A 20,933-nucleotide genomic window follows, 5' to 3' on the forward strand; every position below is an offset into this window, starting at 1 on the left:
GCCGGTGTCGAGCGGACTTGGTCGCGGCGACGTGGGCGGCTTCAGCCCAGGTGATCCGCCGGTGCCGTGTTCAGCAGCCAGGCCAGCGGCATCTTGGTGGCCACCTCGTACTCGCCTGCCCGGCCGAGCTGGTGCAGCGTGACGGTCAGCGCGGCATCCCGATCGACCACCCAGTACCGAGGGATGCCGGCCGCCGCGTACTCGTGCCGTTTGACCATCTCGTCCATCGCCTCCGAGCCCGGAGACACGATCTCGACGACCAGCAGCAGATCGGTGAGGGCAAGCCAGACGCTGCGCGGTTGCGGCTTCGACCAGAGGGTCAGGTCCGGAATGCGGGCCCCTTCGCCGGTGGGCCCGCTGATGCGGATGCCGGCCGCCTGAAGGACCTGCTCGGCAGGCCAACCAGCGACGGCGAGCCAGACCAGCAAACGGCTGGCGATCGCGGCGTGCTCGGAGTCGGGCGGCGGCATGACCGACAGCGCTCCCTCGGGGCTGATCTCATACCGATGCCCGTGCGGGTCCTCGGCGATCATCGCGGCAAGGTCGTCGAGCGTGATGACGGAGGGCATGTGCCGACCGACGCTTCCTGCGCTCATGGCGGCCATCCTATCGGCGCCACCCCGGTGCCGGCCCTAACCGGACGCACCCGACCCGCGCCGGCTGAGTCAAGTCGTTGTCGGACGGTTGCCGGAAGGGCCACCTCACGCGGGGCGTGTTTGTGCTGGTGGGCACGGTTGGGTTCGAACCAACGACCCCCCGGCTTGTAAGTTCTGCCCGCCCTGTCTGCCGTGGTCCAGGCGCGTACACGACGTGTAACGGTCGATCGTGGCCGCTCGGCAGCGTCCGCACCGGTGCGTGACGATTGCCGTAAGCGTTGCCGTAAGACGCTCGCTCGCAAGCGGCATGAGCACGTCCAGGAGCAACCACACCCGCCACAACTCCAGTCGGTTGTGACCGTCGGTGAGAGCCGAAAAACGCGATCGTTCGCCGCGCGGCACGTCATGGTCGGCCAACGACGATCCGGATGCGAGTCGTCGCCCGGATGCGCAGCGTGCTGGCGGTTGCCATAGGAGCTGCCGAGCCGACCGCAGGACCGACCGGCCAGCCGGCAAGTACACAGCTTGAGTTGGGTACCAGCCCTGGCGACCCCCGCGCGGTGATCGATACACGCCCTGCGTTCTGGACCCTGCCTTGGTGCAAGCCGTCGCCACGTGTGGCTGCGGCGCCCATCCCTAGCTTGGTCGGGACGCTTTTGGGCCCACCCGTCCGCTGCCAACTCCGGCGTCGTTCGGGGTCCTGGCGGTTGCCGTGAGTCCTGCGGCAAGACGTCCGGCGGGAGCTGTTCCGCGGCGGCCGCGACGGAAGGTGCGCCCCAGCAATCTCATGACGGGACGCAACCCGTCAGCGGTCGGCGCAAAATCTTGACCGCGCGCCGCCTCAGGCTTGGTCGTGGCAGGCGCTTGAGAAGACGCCGGGCCAGTAGTCTAGCGAGTTGACGAGCGCTGCCGTCGAACGAGGTTGCAGGCGAAGGCGAGGTAGACGAACTATGCTCCTCAGGTACGTCCAATGCGAGGGGTACAAGGCGTTCAGCGCACCGACCCGCATTGATCTGCGTCCGCTAACCGTCATATTTGGGCGGAACAACAGCGGTAAAACCACCCTTGCGCGGCTGCCAATGTTTGCAACCGCAAGCCTCGCTGAAATCCGCAACGGATATGTGCTCTCGTCGGGTGAACTCAGATTCGGCTCTACATTTGCGGAGCTTGCTAGCATTGAACAGGCCCATCCACGGGTATCATTTGCAGTGGGATGGGATGACACGCCAGCCCAAGCCGCGCGGATGCGGCCGACGACGCTTGGGATCGATCTCCAGTTAGTTACGACAGGTGTCGAGCAGCACGATATCAGGCCGCGGCAAATTAAGCTGGGCGAGGAAACGATGTCCTTTGACGTGGCGACTAACTCAGGTCAAACTATCATCCAGTCCATTGGTGAGAATTACGGTAGGGAAGAGCGCAGCTCCTATTTCCAAGCCGCCAACCTTATGCAAACCATCGTGCGTCAGACGATCCATATTCCTGGCGGGCGTTCACGTATACAAAGCACATATGCTACACGAGAGCCAAATAGGTGGACTGTTACTGAAGTTCCGTTCCTATTGGCAACGAATACTGAATTGATGGCCGAAGTGTCAGCGTGGTATCGGGAGCACCTTAGCGGAATTCTTGTTGATATCGACCAGGCGGCTTTTGCATTCCGGCTGGTTGAGATCAGGAACCAATCTCCGGTCAGTCTGTCGGAAAGCGGCCGCGGCACTCAGGCGGTCTTGCCGGTTGTATCTCTTCTTCTGGGTGTGGCTCGCGGTTGGCGGCGTGCCCAACTCGTAGTCGTAGAGGAACCAGAGGAGCATCTGCACCCCTCTGCGCACGGCGCGATCGGCGATCTCCTCATCGAGGCGAGTAGTAAAGCAACCGTTGTCACGGAGACACACTCTGAGAACCTTATTCTAAGGCTCCGACGGCGGATCGCGCAGCGCGAGCTCGATGCCAGTGATGTTGCGTTCTATTATGTGAGCGAAAATCATGAGGTAGTCCAGATCAATGTTGACCAGTACGGCGCGGCTGACAATTGGCCGATGGGTGTCTTCGAGTCGGACGCAGAGGAGGCGCAAGCCATCGTCGAAGCAAAGCTGTCGGCGATGGGCCTTGGTCGGGGTGACAAGTGAAAATCGCTCTGTCCGCGGCATGTCCTATATTCTTGGCGGATAATGAGGTACACCTGCATTCGTTGTTACTCTCGGTTGTTAACCGGTGGAATTCGATCGTATCACCTCCGCCGAAAGAGTTGGCAAAAGTCCTTCCGGGGCACGTTTGGTCCGCGTACGGAACAATTCTACAGAAGGCGTACCGGGGTTCGATCGACTCAGGAAATGCGTGGGTCGCTCACCGCGACTGCTCCCATTGTGATCCCGCAAAGATCGCCAGATACTATTCACTTCCAACACTCGTCATTGTTGAAAATGCCCACACTGACGGCGAGTGGATTAGGCTAATCGCCCGTACGTTGCGTCCGACGATCCATCGCGCTATGACCGGATCGAGCCCAATGATCGTAATAGCCCAAGCTGGCGGAATCGACGAAATTCCGAAGGAACTACTACGGCTCGCGAAGCCGTACCTAGACGCTCGCCCGGACGAAAGCCTACCGTTGAGAGTCTTGGCGATAGCTGACAGCGACGCAAAGACCCCCGGGCATTTGTCCGGCTCGGCGCGTGAGGTAGTGAAGACGGCAAGGGAATTAGGGGCCACCTCTCTAATCCTCCAAAAGCGCAGCATTGAAAACTATGTCCCGGATGACTCGCTATATGTTTTTGCTATGAAGCGCCGCGATCGCATGCCCGTTGTTCGGCAGATCCTTTCATTGTCCAAAATAGCTCGCGATCATTACCCGATGAAGACCGGGTTGAGTAGTGCCGAACATATTGCCGCCAAAATTTATCCTCCCGAATTTCCTTTGCAAATCGGTATGGGAGACTTCATATTTGATCTCCTGGACAACTTTGGCTACCAGGTCACTGCTACTGGGCTGATGAACCGTGATGGCGAAGGAGAGCTCGTCGCATTGCTTGCTGAGATGGAGAAGAACCTATGACAGTCCCAAATGGGCGCGGACCCTCCGTCGTGGAAGTGCGGCCGGAAGTTGTCTTCTTGTACGAACTTCTCCAGGAGTTGACGGACGGCCGCCTCCGAATTCCGCGATTTCAGCGCCCGTTCGTATGGCGGCGAGATCAGATGACCGATCTCCTAGACTCCGTATTTAACCAGTATCCGATAGGAAGCCTACTCGTCTGGGAAACGGATGAGCCAATAGCGACACTCGATCGGCTAGGTCCATTCGAATTTCCGGATCCTCGCAGCGGCGCTGTGGGATATCTGCTGGATGGGCACCAACGTCTGTCGACTCTTGCTGGCGCGTTGGTTCCACGGAGGGATAAGTATATCGCTCCGGATACAGACCCCTTGCAATGGGAGTTGGCATGGAACATGTCGGTGGAAAGATTCCAGCATGGGCGCGCCCAAGACGATCCGCAGACTCTATTCCCGCTTACGTCACTACTCGATACAATAAACTTCTTTTCCGCCGCAGACGCCACTCGTGCGGCGCTGTCAACCGATCCCAAGCGAGCAGAGGCTTTTATTGCCAAGGTAAGTCAGCTAGCAAGAGCATTTCAGCACTATCGGGTACCGGTTATTAGAATTCGCCAGACGGGCTTATCGCAGGCGGTTGAGATCTTCGCAAGGCTCAACTCGAAGGGGCAAGCCATGTCGGCAGACCAGATGGTCAGTGCACTGACTTACCGGCAATCGGGCACGGCTTCGCAGTTCGACCTTGCTTCGGAGATCGACTCCATCGCTGCACAACTAGGAGAACAGAACTTCCCGGATCTTGACCGAACTATGATTCTTCGTGCTGTTCTGGCGAACATAGATGAAGACGTTTATAAGACTGACTGGACTAGACTTGCCTCTACGCGCCGAGAAGAAATTCTTCCTAGGCTTCAGGAAGGGGCACGACGCACAAAGACGAGCATGGACCTTGTGGTCTCCTTCTTGAAGGCTGAAGGCGTGCACACGAGCCGGCTGTTGCCCTACTTGATGCAGATTGCGGTCTTGTCGGCGTTCTTTGATCGATTCCCGGACCCGACGCCCGAGCAATTGGACTTCATGCGTAGATGGTTTTGGGTTTCGTCTTTCTCGGGATGGTTCGGTGTTGCTAATCCCTCACGAATCAACTCACTAATAGCCGAGCTTCGCACTAGCCCAAAGATGGCCGAGCCTATTCGCCTAGAGAACTTTGACATGAATGCAATGTCGCTGCCTTTTCCTTCGACATTTGACATGCGAAGCGCTAGGACGCGAACGCTTCTCTTGATGATGCTGAAGTCAGGTCCGCAAGATCTTGACGGAAGACTCATCAAAGATCCATGGCGTGGAATCGCTGAGCGCGGGCCGGATGCTGTTGGCTATGTTTTCGCTGATCTTCCACGGGATCTAACCGGATCGCCTGCAAATCGGCTCATTCGGCCCCCGGGTGTAGAGCGGGGCAGCCTGCGCCAGTGGATTGATCACGAGCTTCGGTCCGCGCCGCCTGGTGCGCTCGAGTCGCACTGCCTCAACCAAGACGCGCTAGATGCTCTGCGGAGCAATGATGCGCGGGGGTTCATCGTGATTCGACAGCAGCTGTTGGTTGAGCGTGAGCATAGCTTCCAGTCCATCATGAAGATCAAGGCGAGCGAACAAGCGGTAGGGTCGGCGCCGGTTGACACCGACTGACGTCCTCAACTAGACCAGTTCGTTCAAGTGCTTGCCACGGCGATCTGTACCCATGCGTCAATACTGATGCTGCGCTTGTAGATCGGATGGAACAGAAGAGGGCCGATTGCGAGTCGTGGCGGTATTGCGCGTATGCGCGGAGCGATGGATGGCCTGAAGTCGCCTGCTATTTCGAGCTCCGAAGACTCGGACGGGCCAGGGCGTCCGAGGCGCTAGGACGACTGGAGACGACTTACTAGGCCGAAGACGTCCATGACCGTGCTGTGGCAACGCTCGTCGATATCCTGCATTCTCTTCCATGCGTGGCTTTAGCCGTATTGAAGCGGAGGTGGAGAAACGATGAGTCTGCTGCCTGAAGGGCGCTGTCCGCATTGTGCAGCGATGGAGGTGCGCCTGCTTGTGGTCATTCATTGTATGTACTATTTGACACTGCACGTTCCGAGCTCCCGCTTCCGCGGCCATATAATTGACGACTTGACCTCTGGTTACTCCGCGATTCTCAAGGATAATGAAGAACTGAAGTTCGCTGACTTCTTCGATGCCTATCGAACCCGCGTCGAGAGCGAACTGAATCCGGCACGGATTCGAGCCGGCGAACGCACATCGGAGTACCGGCGAGTGTGGACCGATCATGCGATCCTGCTGGGTGAGCGGCAGTTCGAGCGGCGGAAGAAGGCTATCGGCTATCTCGTTCAGTCGGCATAATTGCGTGCAGACGCCCAGACGTGGCTGATTGCGGCTTGATAAAGTCGAGTAGATGATGTCTCGTCCGCGCACTTCCGTAGATGCATTACCGGCGCCCGTGATGCGGGTGTGGCGTGGACGTGGATGTTTACGAAGTAGTCGTCGTCGCCACGGTAAATTGAGTCGTACAGTACGGTATCGTGAAGGCGCAGTTGCAGGCTGCTGAGGTGCCTGATCGGCTCGATTAGGATCAGAGCATTGCGGATCCGTGCTGCCATGACCCCGCCGATATTCTCATCTGAGCCGCGCTGGGCGACCTGCCGGGCGTTTGGGTCGCCCAGCGCGATCCGAATCGGTATGCCTGCGGCTGCACGTCCGGTCAGAGCGCGGATGATCCCCGGATCCTCCAGTAAGAACAGGGCACTGTACGCGACAATGTCGATCACATGTTCCGCGTTCCGGAACAGGCTGCGCCAAGTCTCGGCGGGGACGAGGCTCCGGTTCGCGTAGGTTGCCACAATCTCGTTTACTGCTGGCTGAGGCTCACGCTCGGCGGTTGTCGGCCAGAGTTCGGCGGGTTTCCAGCCGGTGAGGCGGGCGAGTTCGTTGCGGTGGCGGGGGTAGGGAACGCGCCCGGCGAACCAGCGGTCGACGGTTTTGGGGTCGACCTGGAGGTGGGTGGCGACGTCCTGGGCCGTGAGGCCGGCGCTAGCGAGTGCTCGGGTTAGGGGGTGGCGCACGACGGCCTCCGCTCAAGCCATTGAATGCAGCCGATTCTACGCAAGAAGTCCCTAGACGTCCCTCGTACGTGGTACCCGGGTGGGACGTCTCGGGTAAGGCTGGCGTCAGCGACACGTGTTGGCCGTTGGCCCGTCCAGGTGCGATGTCGCCTCAATGAGAGCGAGACGAGCATGGCTGGTGACGAGGACGCGCGGCGGGCGGCGGACGCGTTGGCGTTGGCTCTGGAGGAGGCCGGGTTCGACGTTGGGCGGGCGTTTCCGCTGCTCCATGCCGTTGTCGGGCGTGAAGGGCTGCCGGTGGTCGAAGTTGGGCAGGTGTCGCCGGCTGTTGCGGGGCTGCTTGCTGATCTGATCGTGCGGGCGGCTGCCCGCGGTGTCACGGTTGCCGGGCTGGGAAACTGACGTGCGGTTCACGAGGAGCGAGGAAGGGCGGCATGCGGTCGACGGCTTGGGGTGCCTATCGCGGCATCACTGAGACGCTGCGCGCCAGGGTCACCTCTGGCGAGCTGGAGCCGGGTGCTGCACTGCCGTCGGAGGCTGCCTTGACCGCTGAGTTCGGCGTAGCGCGCAACACCGTCCGGAGGGCGTTGGACCAGCTCAGCGACGAGGGACTGATCGTCACGCAGCCCGGCCGCGGAAGGATCGTGGCCAGGCCCGGCGGGTCGGGCCGGACTGCTCAGCCGCAGTACCAGCGGATCGCGGCGGAGTTGCGGGCGCTGATCGTGTCCGGGGAGCTGGCGGCCGGGGCGTTGCTACCAAGCGAGTCAGCATTGGTCGAGCAATACGGGGTGGCTCGCGGGACCGCACGGCAGGCTCTGGCAGCGTTGCAGGACATCACGGTGTCGGTGCAGGGCAAGGGTCGGTACGTGAAGTAGATGTGATCGACGGGCCTTAGTCTCGGACATGTGGAACATGTCCCGTGGGCTCGTGACCTTGCGCGTCATCTGCTGGCCGAGCCGCTGCCGACCCGGTGGGCGCACGTCCAAGGCGTCGGACACACCGCGGAGGACATCGCCCACATCGTCGGCGCCGACGCTGACCTGCTGATCTGCGCAGCCTGGCTGCACGACATCGGGTACGCGCCGGACCTCAACAAGGCCGGCTTTCATCCCCTCGACGGGGCTCGGTACCTCCGGGATGTCGAGCACGTCGACGAGCGACTGATCCGACTCGTCGCCAACCACACGTGTGCGCTCGTCGAGGCGCGGAACCGCGGGCTGGCCGATGAGTTGGCCGGGGAGTTTCCGAGCCCGGCCGACTTCGTGCTCGACGCGCTGACGTTCTGCGACGTCACAACCAGCCCGACCGGCCAACGCATGAATCTCGACCAACGGCTGGCCGAGGCGTTCGAGCGCTACGGGGACGGCCACCTTGTCACTGTGTCGTTGACGGAGGCTCGGACGCAGCTGGAGGCGTCAACGAGTCGAGTTCACGCTGCTCTCGGTCGCTGAGGTTAGGCGGCCCTGCTCGTTGCGGACCCAGCGGCGGCCGGCGCTGTCCAGGAACTCGATCTCGACGGGTTCGGGGTCGACGTACGACCGTAGCCACGACGCCGGGGCCAGGCGGCGGACCGTCTGCCCGGGCGGGACGAGGCCGACAAACTCGGCGTCGCCGCCCTCTGGCATCGGGAGCTCCACCTCGTAGATCGGCATCTGGCTGGCGTTGTGGATGTGGAACGCCAGCTCACGCGTGCCGTCGGGTTTGCGATGCATCTCTACCCAGGCGCTGATGCTGGCGGCCTGGCCTCGGCGTTCGTCTTCGGCGCGGTCGGCTTCGCGGTTCTGCTCGCGGCGGAGGAGTACGAAGCCGACGATGAACGCGCCGACGGTACCGAGGGCACTGAAGACGCTGCCTGCGGCGTTGACCCAGTCGCTATCCAAGGTGCGGCTTCCCGGCGCGGGTGAGGTAGTGCTCGATCCGCAGGCGCATCGAGCGGTGCATCGTCAGTGCGTCGATCGCGTCCGGGGAGACCCAGACGACCTCGCGGGACTCGTCGCTCGGGGTTGGTTCGCCGCCGAGGGGACGGGCGAGGTAGACGATGGAGAACTCTTGGCGGACCTCGTTGTTCGAGGTGTAAAGGATGACGTGGCGGGGGTCGGTGTAGATGCCGATCAGGCCCGTGACCTCGACGTGGATGCCGGTCTCTTCGTGGGTCTCGCGGATGGCGCAGTCCGTCATCGACTCGCCGGGCTCCATCGCGCCGCCCGGCAGCGACCAGTTGTCGTTGTCCGTGCGGTGGATGAGCAGGATCTCGCCCTGGTCGTTGACGACGACCGCGTTCGCTGATGGGACGAGGCTGTTGGCCTTTGGGGCGTCGGGGTCGTCGAAGTAGTCGATGCGGCGGGCCATGGCGGACCTCAATCCAAGGGTGTGCCGCCGGCCCAGACCCGGTCGAAGCTTTCGACGTAGGTGCCGACCATGTCGCCGCCGGCGACGTGGCGCAGGTGCAGGACCGGGGCGTTGGAGGCGGGTGTGCCGAAGATGTGGGTGTTGACGAGGATCTGGTCGTCAACGCGGTAGATCGAGTTGTAGAGGATCGTTTCGTGCAGGCGGAACTCCACGCCGTCGATGTCGCGCAGTGGGGCGTAGAGGACCTGGGCCATGCGGCAGCGGGCGCTCATGTCCATGTCGATGCCCTCGTCGATGCCGCGTTGGCGGACGTTCTCGCTGGCCGGGTCGCCGAGTAGGACGCGGACCTTGACGTCGTTCTCGGCCTTGCGGCGGATCGCGCGGAGGATGCCCTGGTCCTCGGGGATGAACAGGCCGGAGTAGACCAGGATGCCGATCTCGCGTTCGGCGTTGTCGAAGAACGAGCGCCACAGCTCTGACGGGACCGCCCAGCGGGCCGGGTAGATGTTGACGATCTCGCTCTCGGAGGCGTTCGCGACCTGGTCACGGCTCATCGCTTCCGGCCACAGGTACGACTCGTCCACGCCCAGGCGGGCCGCTACGGCGTAGCGATGGCGGCGGTACGGCAGCCGGCCGCTGATCCAGCGCTCGACGCTCTTCGGGTCGACCTCGAGGACGTCCGCGAGGCCGGCCGGGGTGAGGCCGCGTTCAAGCATGGCTGAGCGCAGGCGTTCGTTTGGCATGGCTCCCCGTCGCAGGACGTCTCGACAGATGACCACCCTATGGGAGACATCTTCGATACGTCCAGCCATGACCTGAACACGTCCCGTCGATGTGCCGCATGCTCATGACATCGAAGCACGACGAACTTTCACCGGGCCTCCGCTTCGACCTAGACTTGCACATGTACATCATGTTCAAGTTCTAGCGGGAGGTTCGGTGACCACTCGAAGGGAGTCCATTCGTTGTCACTGCCCGGCCCGCTCGACGGTGAGGACCGCTGCCCCTGCGGCGCGAAGCTCGACACCGACAACTCGACCTCCTGCCGCAAGTGCCGCGCCCGCGTTCGCTGGCAGCGGCGCCACACCGCCCGCACGCACTGCCGGCCCGGGCCCAACTCGTCCGGCCCGAACCTCTGAATCCCTGCTACCGAAAGGAGTTCACGCTGATCATCTCGGTCTCAGCGGTCCTGCTGCTCGGACTGCTCGTGTACCTGCTCTGGCGCTACACCCGGACGCCGATCTGGCACATCGCCGTGTGCGTGCTGTTCGGGTACTTCCTCGCCTCATCCTCGATCGCACCCAGCATCGGCCGGCTCGTCACCGCCGCCGCCCACTACATCGCTGGACTCGACCTGTGACCGGGCGCCGCGATGGGTGGGTCATGGCCGGGATGCTCGTCGCCGCGACCTCGGCGGCGGTCGCGAGCTTCACCGGGCTGCGCGGGCTCGCGCTGCTGTCCGGGTGGCCGGAGCGGCTCGCGATCCTGCTGCCCGTCACCATCGACGCCTACGCCATGACCTCCGCCCGCGTGTGGCTCGCCGGGATCAGCCCTCGGCGGGCCATCCGGTTCGCCCGTGCCAACGCGATCGGGGCTATCTCAGCGAGCATCGTCGGCAACGCGATCTACCACGCTGCGGCAGCTGGGCTGCTCGTCGTGTCCTGGCCGGTGGTCGTGGTCGTCGGGGCCGTACCGGCAGCCGTTCTTGGACTGACTGCGCACCTGCACGCGGTCCGGACCGGAGACGACCCGGTACCGGCGGCGACCGAACCGGTCCGGACTCAGACCCGGACCGACGACGAGCTGCTGACCGCCGCCCGTGAGGCCGACGCGCAGCACCGCGCCGAGCACGACGGGCAGCCGATCACCCGTGACGCCCTCCGCACCGCGCTGCGCATCTCCAGTCCCAAGGCCACCGCGCTCCGCCGAACCCTGGCGGCCGAACGAGAGGAGGCAGCGACCAATCGATGAACCCGACCGTCGACAGAGAAACCGTCCGCGCGCACGTCACCGCCGCGGTCACCCGCGGCACCCGCGTAGCGCTCTGGACCGCCGTCGCTGACATCCCGGTCCTGCTGGCCGAGATCGAGCGACAGGGCGAGTTGCTGACGTTCGCGCGGACCGAGCACGCCAACCTCCTCGCCGCCGCCAACGCCACCCTCAACGCGGCTGCCGAGGGCGACGCCGACGCGCTGAGCTACCTCCGCGACGAGATCCAGCGATGAAGGCCTACAGCCGGCGACACCGACGGCAACTGATCTTGCTCGACGAGCGACCGAGCCTGGTCGTTGGTCTTGGCCGGTTCCTGTTCCGGTACCGCTCTGAACTTGCGCCGCTCACCGTTGCGCTGTGCCTGCTGAGCGGTGGCGCCGTCCTGCACGCACGGCACCCGGACGTCTGGCCGTGGGTCCTCGGCACCGCCGCGGCGGCGGCCGGGCTCGCGCTGACCACCGGATCGCCATGGAACATCGACCGTGCCGAGGAACGCGTCTACGCCGCCGCGGGCACGATGACGGCCGGTGGGTGGCTTGCTGCGGCCACCTCACGAGGGCCGATGAGCGACCCGCTGCCGATGCTGCTGTTCGCCACGATGCTCACGTTCGCGGTGCCGTGGTGGACGCACCGGCGGCGGCGGGCCCGCGTCCGGGTGGACCGCACCATCCAGGCTTGGCCGGACATCGCGGAGAACATTGGGCTCGCCGGGTCGCGGGTCATGTCCGCTGTGGTCGACGTATGGGGCTGGCGAGCAAGGCTCCACCTCGCCAACGGGCAGAGCGTCGCCGATGTCGTTGCCCGAGTGCCGGCCATCGAATCCGGGCTCGGCACCCGGCCGGGCGCGGTCCGCGTCGAGGCCGATCCGGCGCACGCCGGACGATTCACGATGCGGGTGCTCGCCGCTGACCCGCACGCCGGTGCGATCCCATGGCGCGGGCCTAGCGTCCAGTCGGTGGCCGATCCGGTCGAACTCGGCGTGTTCGAGGATGCCGCTACCGTCCGGATTTCTTTGCTACGCAAGCACATCCTCATCGGCGGAACCACCGATGCGGGCAAGAGCGGCGTCCTGAATGTCATCCTCGGCAACCTCGCCGCATGCCCCGACGTCGTGCTCTGGGGCGTCGACCTCAAGGGCGGGATGGAGCTCCGCCCGTGGGCCTCCTGCCTCGCCAGGCTCGCCACCACGCCCGCCGAAGCCGCCGCCCTACTCCGGGATGGTGTGCGAGTCCTCGAAGCCCGGGCGGAGGCGATGAGCCGTAGCGGTAGCCGAGTCTGGGAACCCACCACGCGGACCCCGGCGCTCGTCATCGTCGTGGACGAGTACGCGGAGCTTGTCGAGCAGGCTCCCGGCGCGGTGGAGGCGGCGGAGTCCATCGCGCGGCGGGGTAGGGCGGTCGCCACGACGCTCCTCGCCGCCAATCAACGGCCGACGCAGAAGTCCATGGGCGGGGGAGCGCTGCGCTCGCAGATGAGCGTCCGCATCTGCCTCCGCGTCCGCGAGCGGCGCGACGTCGACCTCATCCTCGACAAGGGCATGCTCAGCGCTGGCTGGCACGCACACACCCTCGACGCACCCGGCAAGTTCTACATCCTCGGCGACGGACACACCCAACCTCGCCGCGCACGCGGCTACCTCGTCACCGACGACGACGTCCAGGCCACCGCCACCCGCTACGCCGACAGCCGGCCGCCGCTCGACGAGCTGTCCGAGCGGGCGCTCGCGGAGCCCGACGAGGTCGTCGAGGGCGAAGTCATCACCCAGCCCGAGGTCACCCTCCAGATGGCGCTCAGGGACGCGCCGAGCGACGGGCTGAGCGTCCCCGAACTCATGCACTTCACCGGAATGAGGCGGACATGGATCTACGACCGGTTGCAGCAGTACGTCCAGGAAGGGCGGGCCGCTCAGGTGACCCGTGGGCGCTGGAGGTCGTCCGCGGACGACTGAACGTCCGTCCGCCCTGCGCACGCGTCTGCGCACGTCAGCGCGCGGGCGGACGACGGACGGACGTTCGCTCGGACAACCCACGACCTGAGAGGAGGCGAGCACGAGCACCACCGAGCCACGACGAGAGAAGAGGTTACTGCGTGTAGAGGAAGCCGCCAGAGAACTCGGCATCGGCCGGTCACTGGCCTACCAACTTATCCGAACCGGCCGGCTGCGATCCATCAAGATCGGCAGCCGCCGGCTGGTACCTCGCTCGGCGATCGACGAAGCGATCGCCAGTCTCCTGGAGGAGGAGCGTTGAGCAAGCAGAAAGGTAGCCGGAACCCCAACGGCGAAGGTTCGATCTACCAGCGTCCGAATGGCACGTGGGCCGGCACGGCGTACGTGCTGACGACCGACGGCACCATGAAGCGCAAGACCGTGTACGGCAAGACGTGGGACCAGGCGCACGAGCGTCTGGTCGAGCTGAAGGCGAAGTCGCACCGGGGCATCCCGGCGCCGGATCGATCCTGGAAGGTGGCGGAGTACCTGCGGTACTGGTTGCAGGTGCATGTGTCGGGCCTTCGGCCCAAGACGGCCGAGGGCTACGAGAGCGCCGTCCGGCTGCACCTGATCCCGGGGCTCGGCCGGCGCCGGCTGGCCGGGCTTCAGGTGCAGCACGTCCGGATGTTCCTCGACGGCATGAAGCACAAGTGCCTGTGCTGCGCGAACGGGTGGGACCGGAAGGGCCGGTGCTGCTCGGTCGGTGCCTGCTGTGAGCGGTACCCGAGCGTCCGGCAGGTGCAGTACGTCCACGCGGTGCTCCGCAACGCCCTCCAGCACGCCATGCGGGAGGAACTGCTGGCCCGGAACGTCGCGACCCTGGTCAAGGTGACCGCCCCGCGCTACCGGATCGGCAAGGGGCTCTCGGTCGACGAGGTGAAGCTACTGCTGAAGGCGGCCCACGGGCACCGGCTGTACGCCCTGTACGTAGTCGCGGCCACGACGGGGCTTCGGCGCGGCGAGCTACTCGGCCTGCGGTGGCAGGACGTCGATCTCGGCAGTGGGACGATGACGATCGAGAAGACGGTCCAGCGGGCTGGCGGCGAGCTGCACATTCAGGACACCAAGACCGAAAGCTCCGACGGCATTCTGCCGCTGCCGGAGATCACCCGTACCACGCTCGAACGGCATCGGAAGCTCCAGGACCAGGAGCGTGCCGCGCTGGCCGACGACTGGAAGGAGCACGGACTGGTCTTCCCGTCGGAGATCGGCACCCCGATGGAGCCGCGGAACCTCGCGCGCCACTTCACCGGCGTCCGGGAGCGCGCGGGCCTGCCCGACGTCCGGCTCCATGATCTTCGGCACACCGTCGTCACGGTACTGATGGAGCTTGGGGTGCCGCCGCACATCGTCCAGGCGATCGCCCGGCACTCGGACGTGAAGCTGACGCTCAAGATCTACGCCCACTCGAACCTGCACGAAATGCGCAAAGCGCTCGACAAGCTCGACGGCTGGCTGTCGTAAGCAACAACTGCCGTAAGTGATGCCGTAAATGACTGGCGAGCACCCGCTTGGACGGGCAGAACTTGCTGGTGGGCACGGTTGGGTTCGAACCAACGACCCCCCGCTTGTAAGGCGGGTGCTCTTCCACTGAGCTACGCGCCCCGGTCCTCACACCGGAGGACGGGTACTCAGATGGTACCGAACAGTGCCCAGCAGCCCTAGCCGGTCACAGTGCCGCGATCGCCGAGCGCCAGACCTCGATGTCGCGTGAGCGGCCCGCCGACACGTGTTCAGTGAAGGCGATCACTCCGTCCGGGTCGATCAGGAACGTGCCGCGGTCGGCGTAGCCCCTTGCGGTGTTCAGGACGCCGTACGCCGAGGCGACCGCCCCGTGGGGCCAGAAGTCCGAGAGCATCGGGAAGGTGTAGCCCTCGCGGTCCGCCCAGACCTTGTGCGCGTACGGGGAGTCCACGCTCACGGTCAGGACCTCGACGCGGTCGTTCCGGAAATCGTCCAGGGACGATTGCAGGGCTCCGAGCTCGCCCTGGCACGTGCCGGTGAACGCTAGCGGGTAGAAGACCAGGAGCACCGCCTTGTGGGAGCGGTACGAGGTCAAGCTGACCTCTTGGTTGTTCTGGTCGCGCAGGGTGAAGTCCGGTGCCGGATCTCCGACATCCACTGTCATACCTCGAATATGCCAGCTGTCGTACCGGGGGCCTACACTCGCCCGCATGGCAGCAGGGCCGCGGCTCGGCATTGACTTCGGGACCTCCCACACCGTCGCGCTCCTCGCGTGGCCGGACGGGAGGGTGCGCCCGTTGCTGTTCGACGGCTCGCCGCTGCTGCCGTCCGCCGTCTACGCGCAGACCGACGGGGCGCTGCTGGTCGGGCGGGACGCGGTGCACGCCGCGCGCGTCGACCCGTCACGGTTCGAGGGTAGCCCCAAGCGCCGCATCGACGACGGCAGCGTGCTGCTCGGCGATCGGGAGCTGACGGTGCCGACGCTCATCGGGGCGGTGCTCGGGCACGTCAAGACCGAGGCCGTGCGGGTCGCGGGCGGGCCGGTCGCCGAGCTCACCCTCACGCACCCGGCCGCGTGGGGCGTGTCGCGGCGGCTCGCGCTCGTCGAGGGCGCGAAGCTCGCCGGGCTGCCCCAGCCGGCGCTCATGCCCGAGCCGGTCGCCGCCGCCCATTATTTTGCCGGTGTACTGCAGAAGCCTCTCACCGGCGACCAGGGCCTCCTCGTGTACGACTTCGGCGGCGGCACCTTCGACGCCAGCCTCGTGAGCCGGTCCGGGGAGGGCTTCGACGTCCGCGCCGTCGACGGCATCGACGACCTCGGCGGGCTCGACCTCGACGCCCTCGTCGTCGAGCGCGCGCGCGGGCAGATCGAGAACCCCGAGGTGTGGGCGCGGCTGGACAACCCGCAGAGCACCGAGGACCGCCGCCACCGCCGCATGCTGTGGGACGACGCGCGGATCGCCAAGGAGATGCTGTCGCGCTCGGCGAGCGCGGCGCTGCACGTGCCGATCGCCGCCGCCGACGTCACGATCACGCGGGAGCAGTTCGAGGACAAGGCCCGGGCGATGCTCGAGCAGACGGTGCGCACCACCGGGGCCGTCATGCGCTGGGCCAAGATGGACAAGGACAAGCTGGCCGGCCTGTTCCTGGTCGGCGGCTCCAGCCGCGTGCCGCTCGTCGCCACCCTGCTGCAGCGCGAGCTCGGCGTGGCCCCGACCGTCATCGAGCAGCCCGAGCTCGTCGTCGCCGAGGGCAGCCTGCGCGCGTGGGTGAACGTCTCCAACGCGACCGCCCCACCCGCGGCCACTCCGCCCGCGACTCCGCCTCCGAACCAGAACCCCGGCGCCGTCATGTGGCCCGGACAATCCGGACAAACGCCACAAAATCCGCAGCCGCAGCCGCAGCCGCAAGCCCAGCCGCAAGTGCAAGCCCAGCCGCAGCCGCAGGCTCCGATCAGCGGAGTCCCGGTCAGCGGAGTCCCGGTCAGCCCCGCGGCCTTCCAGCAGACCCCCGTGAGCGGCGCCCCGATGCCGGTCAGCGGCGCGCCCATGCCCGTGAGCGGCGCCCCGGCCCCCGTCAGCGGCGTGCCCGTCAGCCCCGCGGCCTTCCAGCAGCCGCCGAACGCCTATCCGACCGTCCCGCAGCGCCCCCAGTACCAGCAGCACCAGCAGCAACACCCGAACGCCAGGGCGGCATACGGTACCGATGCCGAAGCCACGCAACGACTGCGCCCCATGGCCCCGGCCGTCCCGCCCGTCCGCCCGGTGCCGCAGCCCCCGCCCCCGCAGGCGTATGTCTCGCCCGCCGCCCAGCCCGCCGTCTACGCCCCGCCGCCGCGCGAGGAGGCCCCGCCGCCCCCGTCCCGCGGGCGCAACTGGGCCGTCCCGCTGCTGATCGGCATCCTGGTCGTCGCGCTGGCGCTGGCCGGCTACGTGGTGTTCCAGAACCGCACGACGGGCGACGACCGGGCGGCGGGCACCTCGTCCTACAGCCCGGACGCGGGCACCTCCGGCGGCGGGGTCGCGCAGATCCCGCAGTACAACCGCGAAGACGAGCCCAGCTGGGTGCCCAACGGCTGGCGCGACCAGGGCTTCGGCGCCGTGGACACGCTCTGGAGGTCCCAGCAGGAGTCGGAGGGCGGCCGCTGCGACACCGGCGGCGGGCGGCTGCGGGTCACCACCGACGCCGCGCCGGGCCTGACCGGCTGCACCCTGAAGCCGCCGCTGGACGTGCCGATGAACGACGGCAGCATCGAGGCCAAGGTCAAGCTGAGCTCGGGCTGCGCGGGCATGTGGCTGCGGACCAGCGACTACGGCTACACGCTGGGCCTGTGCGACGACGGCCACGTGCGCCTCTACAAGCTGCACAATGACCTGCCCGGCCCCAAGGACCTGCTCAAGGAGTGGGCGTTCCAGCCGCAGCAGGGCGTCGGGGACCCCTACCTGGCGTTCAAGGTCGAGGGGACCGAGCTCAACGCCTTCGTCAACGGCGTGCGGTTCGGGCCGGTCACGGACGAGCAGATCCACGCGGGGAAGGTGAACCTCGGCGCGTTCACCCTGTCGGGGAAGAACGCCGACGCGTCGTTCACCCAGGTGCGCGTGTTCATGCCGGAGGACTGGCAGCCGGGCAGCGGGCCGACCACCACCCGGACGAAGAACCCGCAGCCGTCGACGTCGAGCTCGGGATGGGGCTCCAAGCAGCCCTCGACCCCGGCTTCGAAGAAGGTCACGCCGCAGCCAACGGCGTGACTTCGCCACGAAGGATGGCCGCGCCGGATGACTGGCGCGGCCCGAAAGCCTAAAGCACGAGCTCGCCGGGGGGCGAGCTCACCGGCGCGAGCGGGCGGCGCGGGGCGCGACCAGCCGGGCGGCGGTCCAGTCCTTGCCCGCGTTGACCGTCGAGGTCTGCTGCAACCCGGCGGTGGGCGCCGACTCGTTGATCTCGCTCGGCTCGACGTGCCCGGGGCGGCCGGCCTTCGGCGTCAGCAGCCACACCACGCCGTTGTCCGCCAGCGGGCCGAGGGCGTCGATGAGCGTCTCGACCAGGTCACCGTCGTCGTCGCGCCACCACAGCAGCACCACGTCGACGACCTCGTCGGTCTCCTCGTCAACCAGCTCCCCGCACCGGTCGATCAGGACGTCGCGGAGATCCTGGTCGACGTCGTCGTCGTACCCCATCTCCATAACGACCATGCCCGGTTCGACTCCGAACCGGTCCGCCAGGCTCTTCACCTCGGCCTGACCCGCGGTCGCGTTCACTGTCCACTGCCTCCTGTCGCAACAACCACTGTTAGCGCGTAGTCCACACAGTACGGGCCGTCAACGCAAGTGGCGCACCGATGCGATCGAAAAACTATCGGTCCAAGTTACCGGGCCAGCAGCGATTTCGCGCCCTGGACGATCTGTTCCTCGGAGACCAGCACGTGGTTGGCGGCCGGCCCGAGCGGCACGAACGAGTCCACGGCGGCCACCCGGCGGGCCACCCCGACGTATCCGGCGTCCACGAGCGCGGCGATGACGCCCTCGCCGACCCCGCCCGAGCGGCGGGTCTCGTCGACGACGAGGACCCGGCCGGTGTCGGAGGCGTTCTTGATGATGTCACCCACCGGCAGGGGCGACAGCCACCGCAGGTCGACGACCCGGCAGGCGACACCCTCGGCCGCGAGCCGGGCGGCGGCCCGCAGCGACAGGCGCACCCCGTTGCCGAAGGTGATGATCGTCAGGTCGTCGTTGGGGCCGGTGCTGTACGCCCGGGCCCGCCCGATCGGCACGTGGAGGGCGGACCACTCGCTGGGCGGGGCGTAGTCCGCGAGCCACCAGTTGTCGTTCTCGGTGTGCAGGTCGCGGGTGTGGTACAGCGCGATCGGCTCCAGGAACACGCACACGCTGCCGTCGACGACCGCGCTGGCCAGGCAGGTGCGCAGCATCGCGGCCGCGTCCTCGGCCCGCGACGGCGCGGCCACCACCAGGCCGGGGATGTCGCGCAGCACCGCGAGGGCGTTGTCGTTGTGGAAGTGCCCGCCGAAGCCGAGCTGGTAGGCCAGGCCCGCGACCCGCACCACCATCGGGTTGTGGAAGGCCCCCTGCGAGAAGAACTGCATCGTGGCCGCCTCGCCGCGCAGCTGGTCCTCGGCGTTGTGCAGGTAGGCGAGGTACTGAATCTCCGGCACCGGCAGCATCCCGGCCAGCCCGGCGCCGAGCCCGAGGCCCAGGATGCTCGTCTCGTCCAGCAGCGTGTCGAACACCCGGGTCGCGCCGAAGCGGTCCCGCAGCCCCTTGGTGACCCCGTAGACGCCGCCCTTGGCCGCCACGTCCTCGCCGTAGACGACCATCTGCGGGTACGCCAGCATCGCGTCCGTCAGCGTGGCGTTGATGGTCTGGGCGAGGGTCAGCGGCCCGCCCTTCTCCGGCAGCTTCCCGCCGAACGCGGCCAGGCGGCTCGCCGGATGGCCGTTGCCGGTGCTGCGCGGGGTCCCGGAGACCGGCCGGATGGTGGCCGGCAACGGCGTCGGCTCCGGCTCGGGCCAGTCCCCGTCGTCGGCGGCCGCGGAGAGCTCGGCGAACTCGAGGTCGTCGTCGAGCTCCCGGTCCTCCTCCGGCTCCTCGTGCGGCTCGCCGAGGGGCTCGTCGGCGCCCAGGTGCGCGGCCGCGTCGGCGACGGCCCGGGAGACCCGCACCGGCCGGCGCGGGGCCAGCGGGGCGGTGACCTCGTTGGCGGAGGCCAGCTTCGGCTCGCCGAGCACCTCCTCGGCGATGCGGCGCACCTCCCAGCCGATCTCGTCGTAGCGGGTCATCAGCTCCGCCGGGGTGGCCACGCCCGCCTCGACCAGCATCCGCGCCGTGTGCACGAGCGGGTCGCGGGCCAGGTCGGCGGTGATCTCCACGGGGGAGCGGTAGGCCATCTCCGCGTCGGCGCCGGCGTGGCCCATCAGCCGGATGGTGCTCAGGTGCAGCACGGCCGGGCGGCGGTACCGCCGGACCCAGGCCGCCGCCTCCGCCGCCCGGTCGTAGGTCTCGGCCGCGTCGCAGCCGTCGGCCGCGTAGTACCGCAGCCCCGGGCGGCTGCTCAGCGCCGCGGCCACCCAGCCCTCGGGCGAGCGCACGCTGATGCCCAGCCCGTTGTCCTCGCAGACGAACAGCAGCGGCAGCTTCAGCCCGATGTGGTCGCACCAGCCGGCGGTGTTGAACGCGGCGGTCGCGGCCGCGTGGTTGATGGAGGCGTCGCCGAACGAGCACACGGCGATCGCGTCGGCCGGCCAGCCGTGCCCGCCGCCGGGCGGGCTCAGGCGCTTGCCCCGGCCCAGCGCGTACGCCACCCCGACCGCCCGCGGCAGGTGCGAGGCGATCGTCGACGTCGTCGGCACCACGTGCAGGTCGGCGTGGCCGAACACCTTGTGCCGGCCGCCGGCGATGGGCTCCCGGGCCGAGGCGACGACGCCGCGCAGCACGTCGCGGATCGGGTCGCTGCCGGCCACCTGGGCCGCGCGCATGCAGTAGAACCCGCCCGAGCGGTAGTGCAGCAGCGCCGGGTCGGTCGCCCGCAGCGCGGCGGCCACGGCGGCGTTCCCCTCGTGCCCGGCCGACCCGATGGTGTAGTACCCCGCGTCGAAGCTGCGCAGCCAGCGCGCGGCCAGGTCCAGGTGGCGGCTCGTCGACTGGGCGTCGTAGAGCGCTCGGGCCTGCTCGCCGGTCAGCGCGGTGTCCTCGCGGACGGGCTCGTCGACGTCCCGCGAACCGGTCGCGGCGACGAGCCCGGCGAGCTCGGCACGGAACCGCTCGTCGAGATCCTGAGGGGTGGTCACGCTCGACAGCATGGCCGAAAACGGTCATCTGATGCCACCCACAGCAGGTGTACTGGGAGATTCCGGCCGTCCGGACGACC

General features: G+C 66.8%; 23 protein-coding genes and 1 tRNA gene. 15 read left to right on the forward strand and 9 right to left on the reverse strand.

The genetic code is table 11. The features are described from left to right. Positions 1 to 41: 41 nt before the first annotated feature. Positions 42 to 596, reverse strand: coding sequence for a Uma2 family endonuclease (locus AC6JBM_RS51915; RefSeq protein WP_497980893.1), 555 nt, complete (start codon positions 594 to 596; stop codon positions 42 to 44). 950 nt (positions 597 to 1,546) lie between these two features. Between AC6JBM_RS51915 and AC6JBM_RS51920 the strand changes: the two genes are divergently transcribed. The 4 genes from AC6JBM_RS51920 to AC6JBM_RS51935 all read left to right on the forward strand — a co-directional run bounded on the left by AC6JBM_RS51920 (position 1,547) and on the right by AC6JBM_RS51935 (position 6,038). Beyond that, positions 1,547 to 2,725 carry an AAA family ATPase gene (locus tag AC6JBM_RS51920; RefSeq protein ID WP_497980894.1) on the forward strand — a complete coding sequence of 393 codons (1,179 nt, stop codon included), beginning with the start codon at positions 1,547 to 1,549 and terminating at the stop codon, positions 2,723 to 2,725. 491 nt (positions 2,726 to 3,216) lie between these two features. Next, the gene (locus tag AC6JBM_RS51925) at positions 3,217 to 3,651 is read left to right on the forward strand and encodes a hypothetical protein (protein WP_497980895.1); all 435 of its coding nucleotides are present in this window, start codon (positions 3,217 to 3,219) and stop codon (positions 3,649 to 3,651) included. Further along, positions 3,648 to 5,333, forward strand: coding sequence for a DUF262 domain-containing protein (locus AC6JBM_RS51930; protein WP_497980896.1), 1,686 nt, complete (start codon positions 3,648 to 3,650; stop codon positions 5,331 to 5,333). Before AC6JBM_RS51925 ends, AC6JBM_RS51930 begins: the two co-directional genes overlap by 4 nt. Positions 5,334 to 5,672: 339 nt before the next feature. Continuing rightward, on the forward strand, positions 5,673 to 6,038 hold the full coding sequence (locus tag AC6JBM_RS51935; RefSeq protein ID WP_497980897.1) for a hypothetical protein: 366 nt from the start codon (positions 5,673 to 5,675) through the stop codon (positions 6,036 to 6,038). Here the strand turns inward: AC6JBM_RS51935 and AC6JBM_RS51940 are convergent. Further along, on the reverse strand, positions 6,026 to 6,757 hold the full coding sequence (locus AC6JBM_RS51940) for a phospholipase D-like domain-containing protein (RefSeq protein WP_497980898.1): 732 nt from the start codon (positions 6,755 to 6,757) through the stop codon (positions 6,026 to 6,028). The two genes, AC6JBM_RS51935 and AC6JBM_RS51940, sit on opposite strands and share 13 nt — an antisense overlap. A 171-nt stretch (positions 6,758 to 6,928) precedes the next feature. Between AC6JBM_RS51940 and AC6JBM_RS51945 the strand changes: the two genes are divergently transcribed. Genes AC6JBM_RS51945 through AC6JBM_RS51955 form a run of 3 tightly spaced genes read left to right on the forward strand, consistent with a single transcriptional unit; the run spans position 6,929 to position 8,208 of the window. Next, positions 6,929 to 7,159 (forward strand): hypothetical protein, encoded by a 231-nt coding sequence (locus AC6JBM_RS51945; protein ID WP_497980899.1) that lies wholly within the window; start codon positions 6,929 to 6,931, stop codon positions 7,157 to 7,159. Positions 7,160 to 7,191: 32 nt separating this feature from the next. After that, entirely contained in the window at positions 7,192 to 7,632 is a 441-nt protein-coding gene (locus AC6JBM_RS51950; RefSeq protein WP_497980900.1) for a GntR family transcriptional regulator, read from the forward strand. A 30-nt stretch (positions 7,633 to 7,662) separates the two neighbouring features. Further along, positions 7,663 to 8,208 (forward strand): HD domain-containing protein, encoded by a 546-nt coding sequence (locus tag AC6JBM_RS51955; RefSeq protein ID WP_497980901.1) that lies wholly within the window; start codon positions 7,663 to 7,665, stop codon positions 8,206 to 8,208. Here the strand turns inward: AC6JBM_RS51955 and AC6JBM_RS51960 are convergent. The 3 genes from AC6JBM_RS51960 to AC6JBM_RS51970 are packed head-to-tail and all read right to left on the reverse strand — an operon-like array spanning position 8,173 to position 9,822. Continuing rightward, positions 8,173 to 8,637, reverse strand: coding sequence for a hypothetical protein (locus AC6JBM_RS51960; RefSeq protein WP_497980902.1), 465 nt, complete (start codon positions 8,635 to 8,637; stop codon positions 8,173 to 8,175). The genes AC6JBM_RS51955 and AC6JBM_RS51960 overlap by 36 nt on opposite strands. Next, positions 8,630 to 9,106, reverse strand: a complete 477-nt coding sequence (locus AC6JBM_RS51965; RefSeq protein WP_497980903.1) for an NUDIX hydrolase — start codon at positions 9,104 to 9,106, stop codon at positions 8,630 to 8,632. The genes AC6JBM_RS51960 and AC6JBM_RS51965 overlap by 8 nt, the downstream gene beginning before the upstream one ends. Positions 9,107 to 9,114: 8 nt before the next feature. Next, positions 9,115 to 9,822, reverse strand: a complete 708-nt coding sequence (locus tag AC6JBM_RS51970) for a DUF5919 domain-containing protein (protein WP_497980904.1) — start codon at positions 9,820 to 9,822, stop codon at positions 9,115 to 9,117. Positions 9,823 to 10,071: 249 nt separating this feature from the next. Between AC6JBM_RS51970 and AC6JBM_RS51975 the strand changes: the two genes are divergently transcribed. The 7 genes from AC6JBM_RS51975 (at position 10,072) to AC6JBM_RS52005 (ending at position 14,552) form a co-directional block, all read left to right on the forward strand. Next, a complete protein-coding gene (locus AC6JBM_RS51975) occupies positions 10,072 to 10,245 on the forward strand; it encodes a hypothetical protein (protein WP_497980905.1) in 174 nt (57 codons plus the stop codon). Positions 10,246 to 10,313: 68 nt separating this feature from the next. After that, positions 10,314 to 10,466 (forward strand): hypothetical protein, encoded by a 153-nt coding sequence (locus AC6JBM_RS51980; RefSeq protein ID WP_497980906.1) that lies wholly within the window; start codon positions 10,314 to 10,316, stop codon positions 10,464 to 10,466. Then, on the forward strand, positions 10,463 to 11,077 hold the full coding sequence (locus AC6JBM_RS51985) for a DUF2637 domain-containing protein (protein WP_497980907.1): 615 nt from the start codon (positions 10,463 to 10,465) through the stop codon (positions 11,075 to 11,077). The genes AC6JBM_RS51980 and AC6JBM_RS51985 overlap by 4 nt, the downstream gene beginning before the upstream one ends. After that, complete coding sequence (locus AC6JBM_RS51990; protein WP_497980908.1) at positions 11,074 to 11,331, forward strand: hypothetical protein; 258 nt, start codon at positions 11,074 to 11,076, stop codon at positions 11,329 to 11,331. Before AC6JBM_RS51985 ends, AC6JBM_RS51990 begins: the two co-directional genes overlap by 4 nt. Next, positions 11,328 to 13,046 carry an FtsK/SpoIIIE domain-containing protein gene (locus AC6JBM_RS51995; protein ID WP_497980909.1) on the forward strand — a complete coding sequence of 573 codons (1,719 nt, stop codon included), beginning with the start codon at positions 11,328 to 11,330 and terminating at the stop codon, positions 13,044 to 13,046. The genes AC6JBM_RS51990 and AC6JBM_RS51995 overlap by 4 nt, the downstream gene beginning before the upstream one ends. Positions 13,047 to 13,227: 181 nt before the next feature. Next, positions 13,228 to 13,347: a helix-turn-helix domain-containing protein gene (locus tag AC6JBM_RS52000; RefSeq protein ID WP_497986727.1), complete on the forward strand. Its 120-nt coding sequence runs from the start codon at positions 13,228 to 13,230 to the stop codon at positions 13,345 to 13,347. Further along, a complete protein-coding gene (locus tag AC6JBM_RS52005) occupies positions 13,344 to 14,552 on the forward strand; it encodes a tyrosine-type recombinase/integrase (protein ID WP_497980910.1) in 1,209 nt (402 codons plus the stop codon). Before AC6JBM_RS52000 ends, AC6JBM_RS52005 begins: the two co-directional genes overlap by 4 nt. A gap of 66 nt (positions 14,553 to 14,618) precedes the next feature. On the opposite strand, the gene AC6JBM_RS52010 is transcribed toward AC6JBM_RS52005, so the two are convergent. Further along, positions 14,619 to 14,693, reverse strand: a tRNA-Val gene (locus tag AC6JBM_RS52010). A 64-nt stretch (positions 14,694 to 14,757) separates the two neighbouring features. Further along, the gene (locus AC6JBM_RS52015) at positions 14,758 to 15,216 is read right to left on the reverse strand and encodes a peroxiredoxin (protein WP_350615120.1); all 459 of its coding nucleotides are present in this window, start codon (positions 15,214 to 15,216) and stop codon (positions 14,758 to 14,760) included. A gap of 46 nt (positions 15,217 to 15,262) precedes the next feature. Between AC6JBM_RS52015 and AC6JBM_RS52020 the strand changes: the two genes are divergently transcribed. Further along, the gene (locus AC6JBM_RS52020) at positions 15,263 to 17,800 is read left to right on the forward strand and encodes an Hsp70 family protein (protein WP_497980911.1); all 2,538 of its coding nucleotides are present in this window, start codon (positions 15,263 to 15,265) and stop codon (positions 17,798 to 17,800) included. Between the two features lie 78 nt (positions 17,801 to 17,878). Here the strand turns inward: AC6JBM_RS52020 and AC6JBM_RS52025 are convergent, their stop codons facing one another. Together AC6JBM_RS52025 and AC6JBM_RS52030 are read right to left on the reverse strand one after the other, a co-directional pair. Beyond that, entirely contained in the window at positions 17,879 to 18,310 is a 432-nt protein-coding gene (locus AC6JBM_RS52025; RefSeq protein WP_259858988.1) for a DUF3052 domain-containing protein, read from the reverse strand. 107 nt (positions 18,311 to 18,417) lie between these two features. Then, the gene (locus AC6JBM_RS52030; protein ID WP_497980912.1) at positions 18,418 to 20,865 is read right to left on the reverse strand and encodes a transketolase C-terminal domain-containing protein; all 2,448 of its coding nucleotides are present in this window, start codon (positions 20,863 to 20,865) and stop codon (positions 18,418 to 18,420) included. Positions 20,866 to 20,933 lie beyond the last annotated feature (68 nt).

Source organism: Dactylosporangium thailandense, assembly GCF_059739745.1.

Coding starts and splice junctions, on each gene's coding strand:
- AC6JBM_RS52030 (WP_497980912.1), bottom strand. CDS start 20,865: ATGCTGTCGAGCGTGACCACCCCTCAGGATCTCGACGAGCGGTTCCGT.
- AC6JBM_RS51995 (WP_497980909.1), top strand. CDS start 11,328: ATGAAGGCCTACAGCCGGCGACACCGACGGCAACTGATCTTGCTCGAC.
- AC6JBM_RS51935 (WP_497980897.1), top strand. CDS start 5,673: ATGAGTCTGCTGCCTGAAGGGCGCTGTCCGCATTGTGCAGCGATGGAG.
- AC6JBM_RS51930 (WP_497980896.1), top strand. CDS start 3,648: ATGACAGTCCCAAATGGGCGCGGACCCTCCGTCGTGGAAGTGCGGCCG.
- AC6JBM_RS52015 (WP_350615120.1), bottom strand. CDS start 15,216: ATGACAGTGGATGTCGGAGATCCGGCACCGGACTTCACCCTGCGCGAC.
- AC6JBM_RS51950 (WP_497980900.1), top strand. CDS start 7,192: ATGCGGTCGACGGCTTGGGGTGCCTATCGCGGCATCACTGAGACGCTG.
- AC6JBM_RS52020 (WP_497980911.1), top strand. CDS start 15,263: ATGGCAGCAGGGCCGCGGCTCGGCATTGACTTCGGGACCTCCCACACC.
- AC6JBM_RS51915 (WP_497980893.1), bottom strand. CDS start 596: ATGAGCGCAGGAAGCGTCGGTCGGCACATGCCCTCCGTCATCACGCTC.
- AC6JBM_RS51965 (WP_497980903.1), bottom strand. CDS start 9,106: ATGGCCCGCCGCATCGACTACTTCGACGACCCCGACGCCCCAAAGGCC.
- AC6JBM_RS51990 (WP_497980908.1), top strand. CDS start 11,074: ATGAACCCGACCGTCGACAGAGAAACCGTCCGCGCGCACGTCACCGCC.
- AC6JBM_RS51920 (WP_497980894.1), top strand. CDS start 1,547: ATGCTCCTCAGGTACGTCCAATGCGAGGGGTACAAGGCGTTCAGCGCA.
- AC6JBM_RS51970 (WP_497980904.1), bottom strand. CDS start 9,822: ATGCTTGAACGCGGCCTCACCCCGGCCGGCCTCGCGGACGTCCTCGAG.
- AC6JBM_RS51945 (WP_497980899.1), top strand. CDS start 6,929: ATGGCTGGTGACGAGGACGCGCGGCGGGCGGCGGACGCGTTGGCGTTG.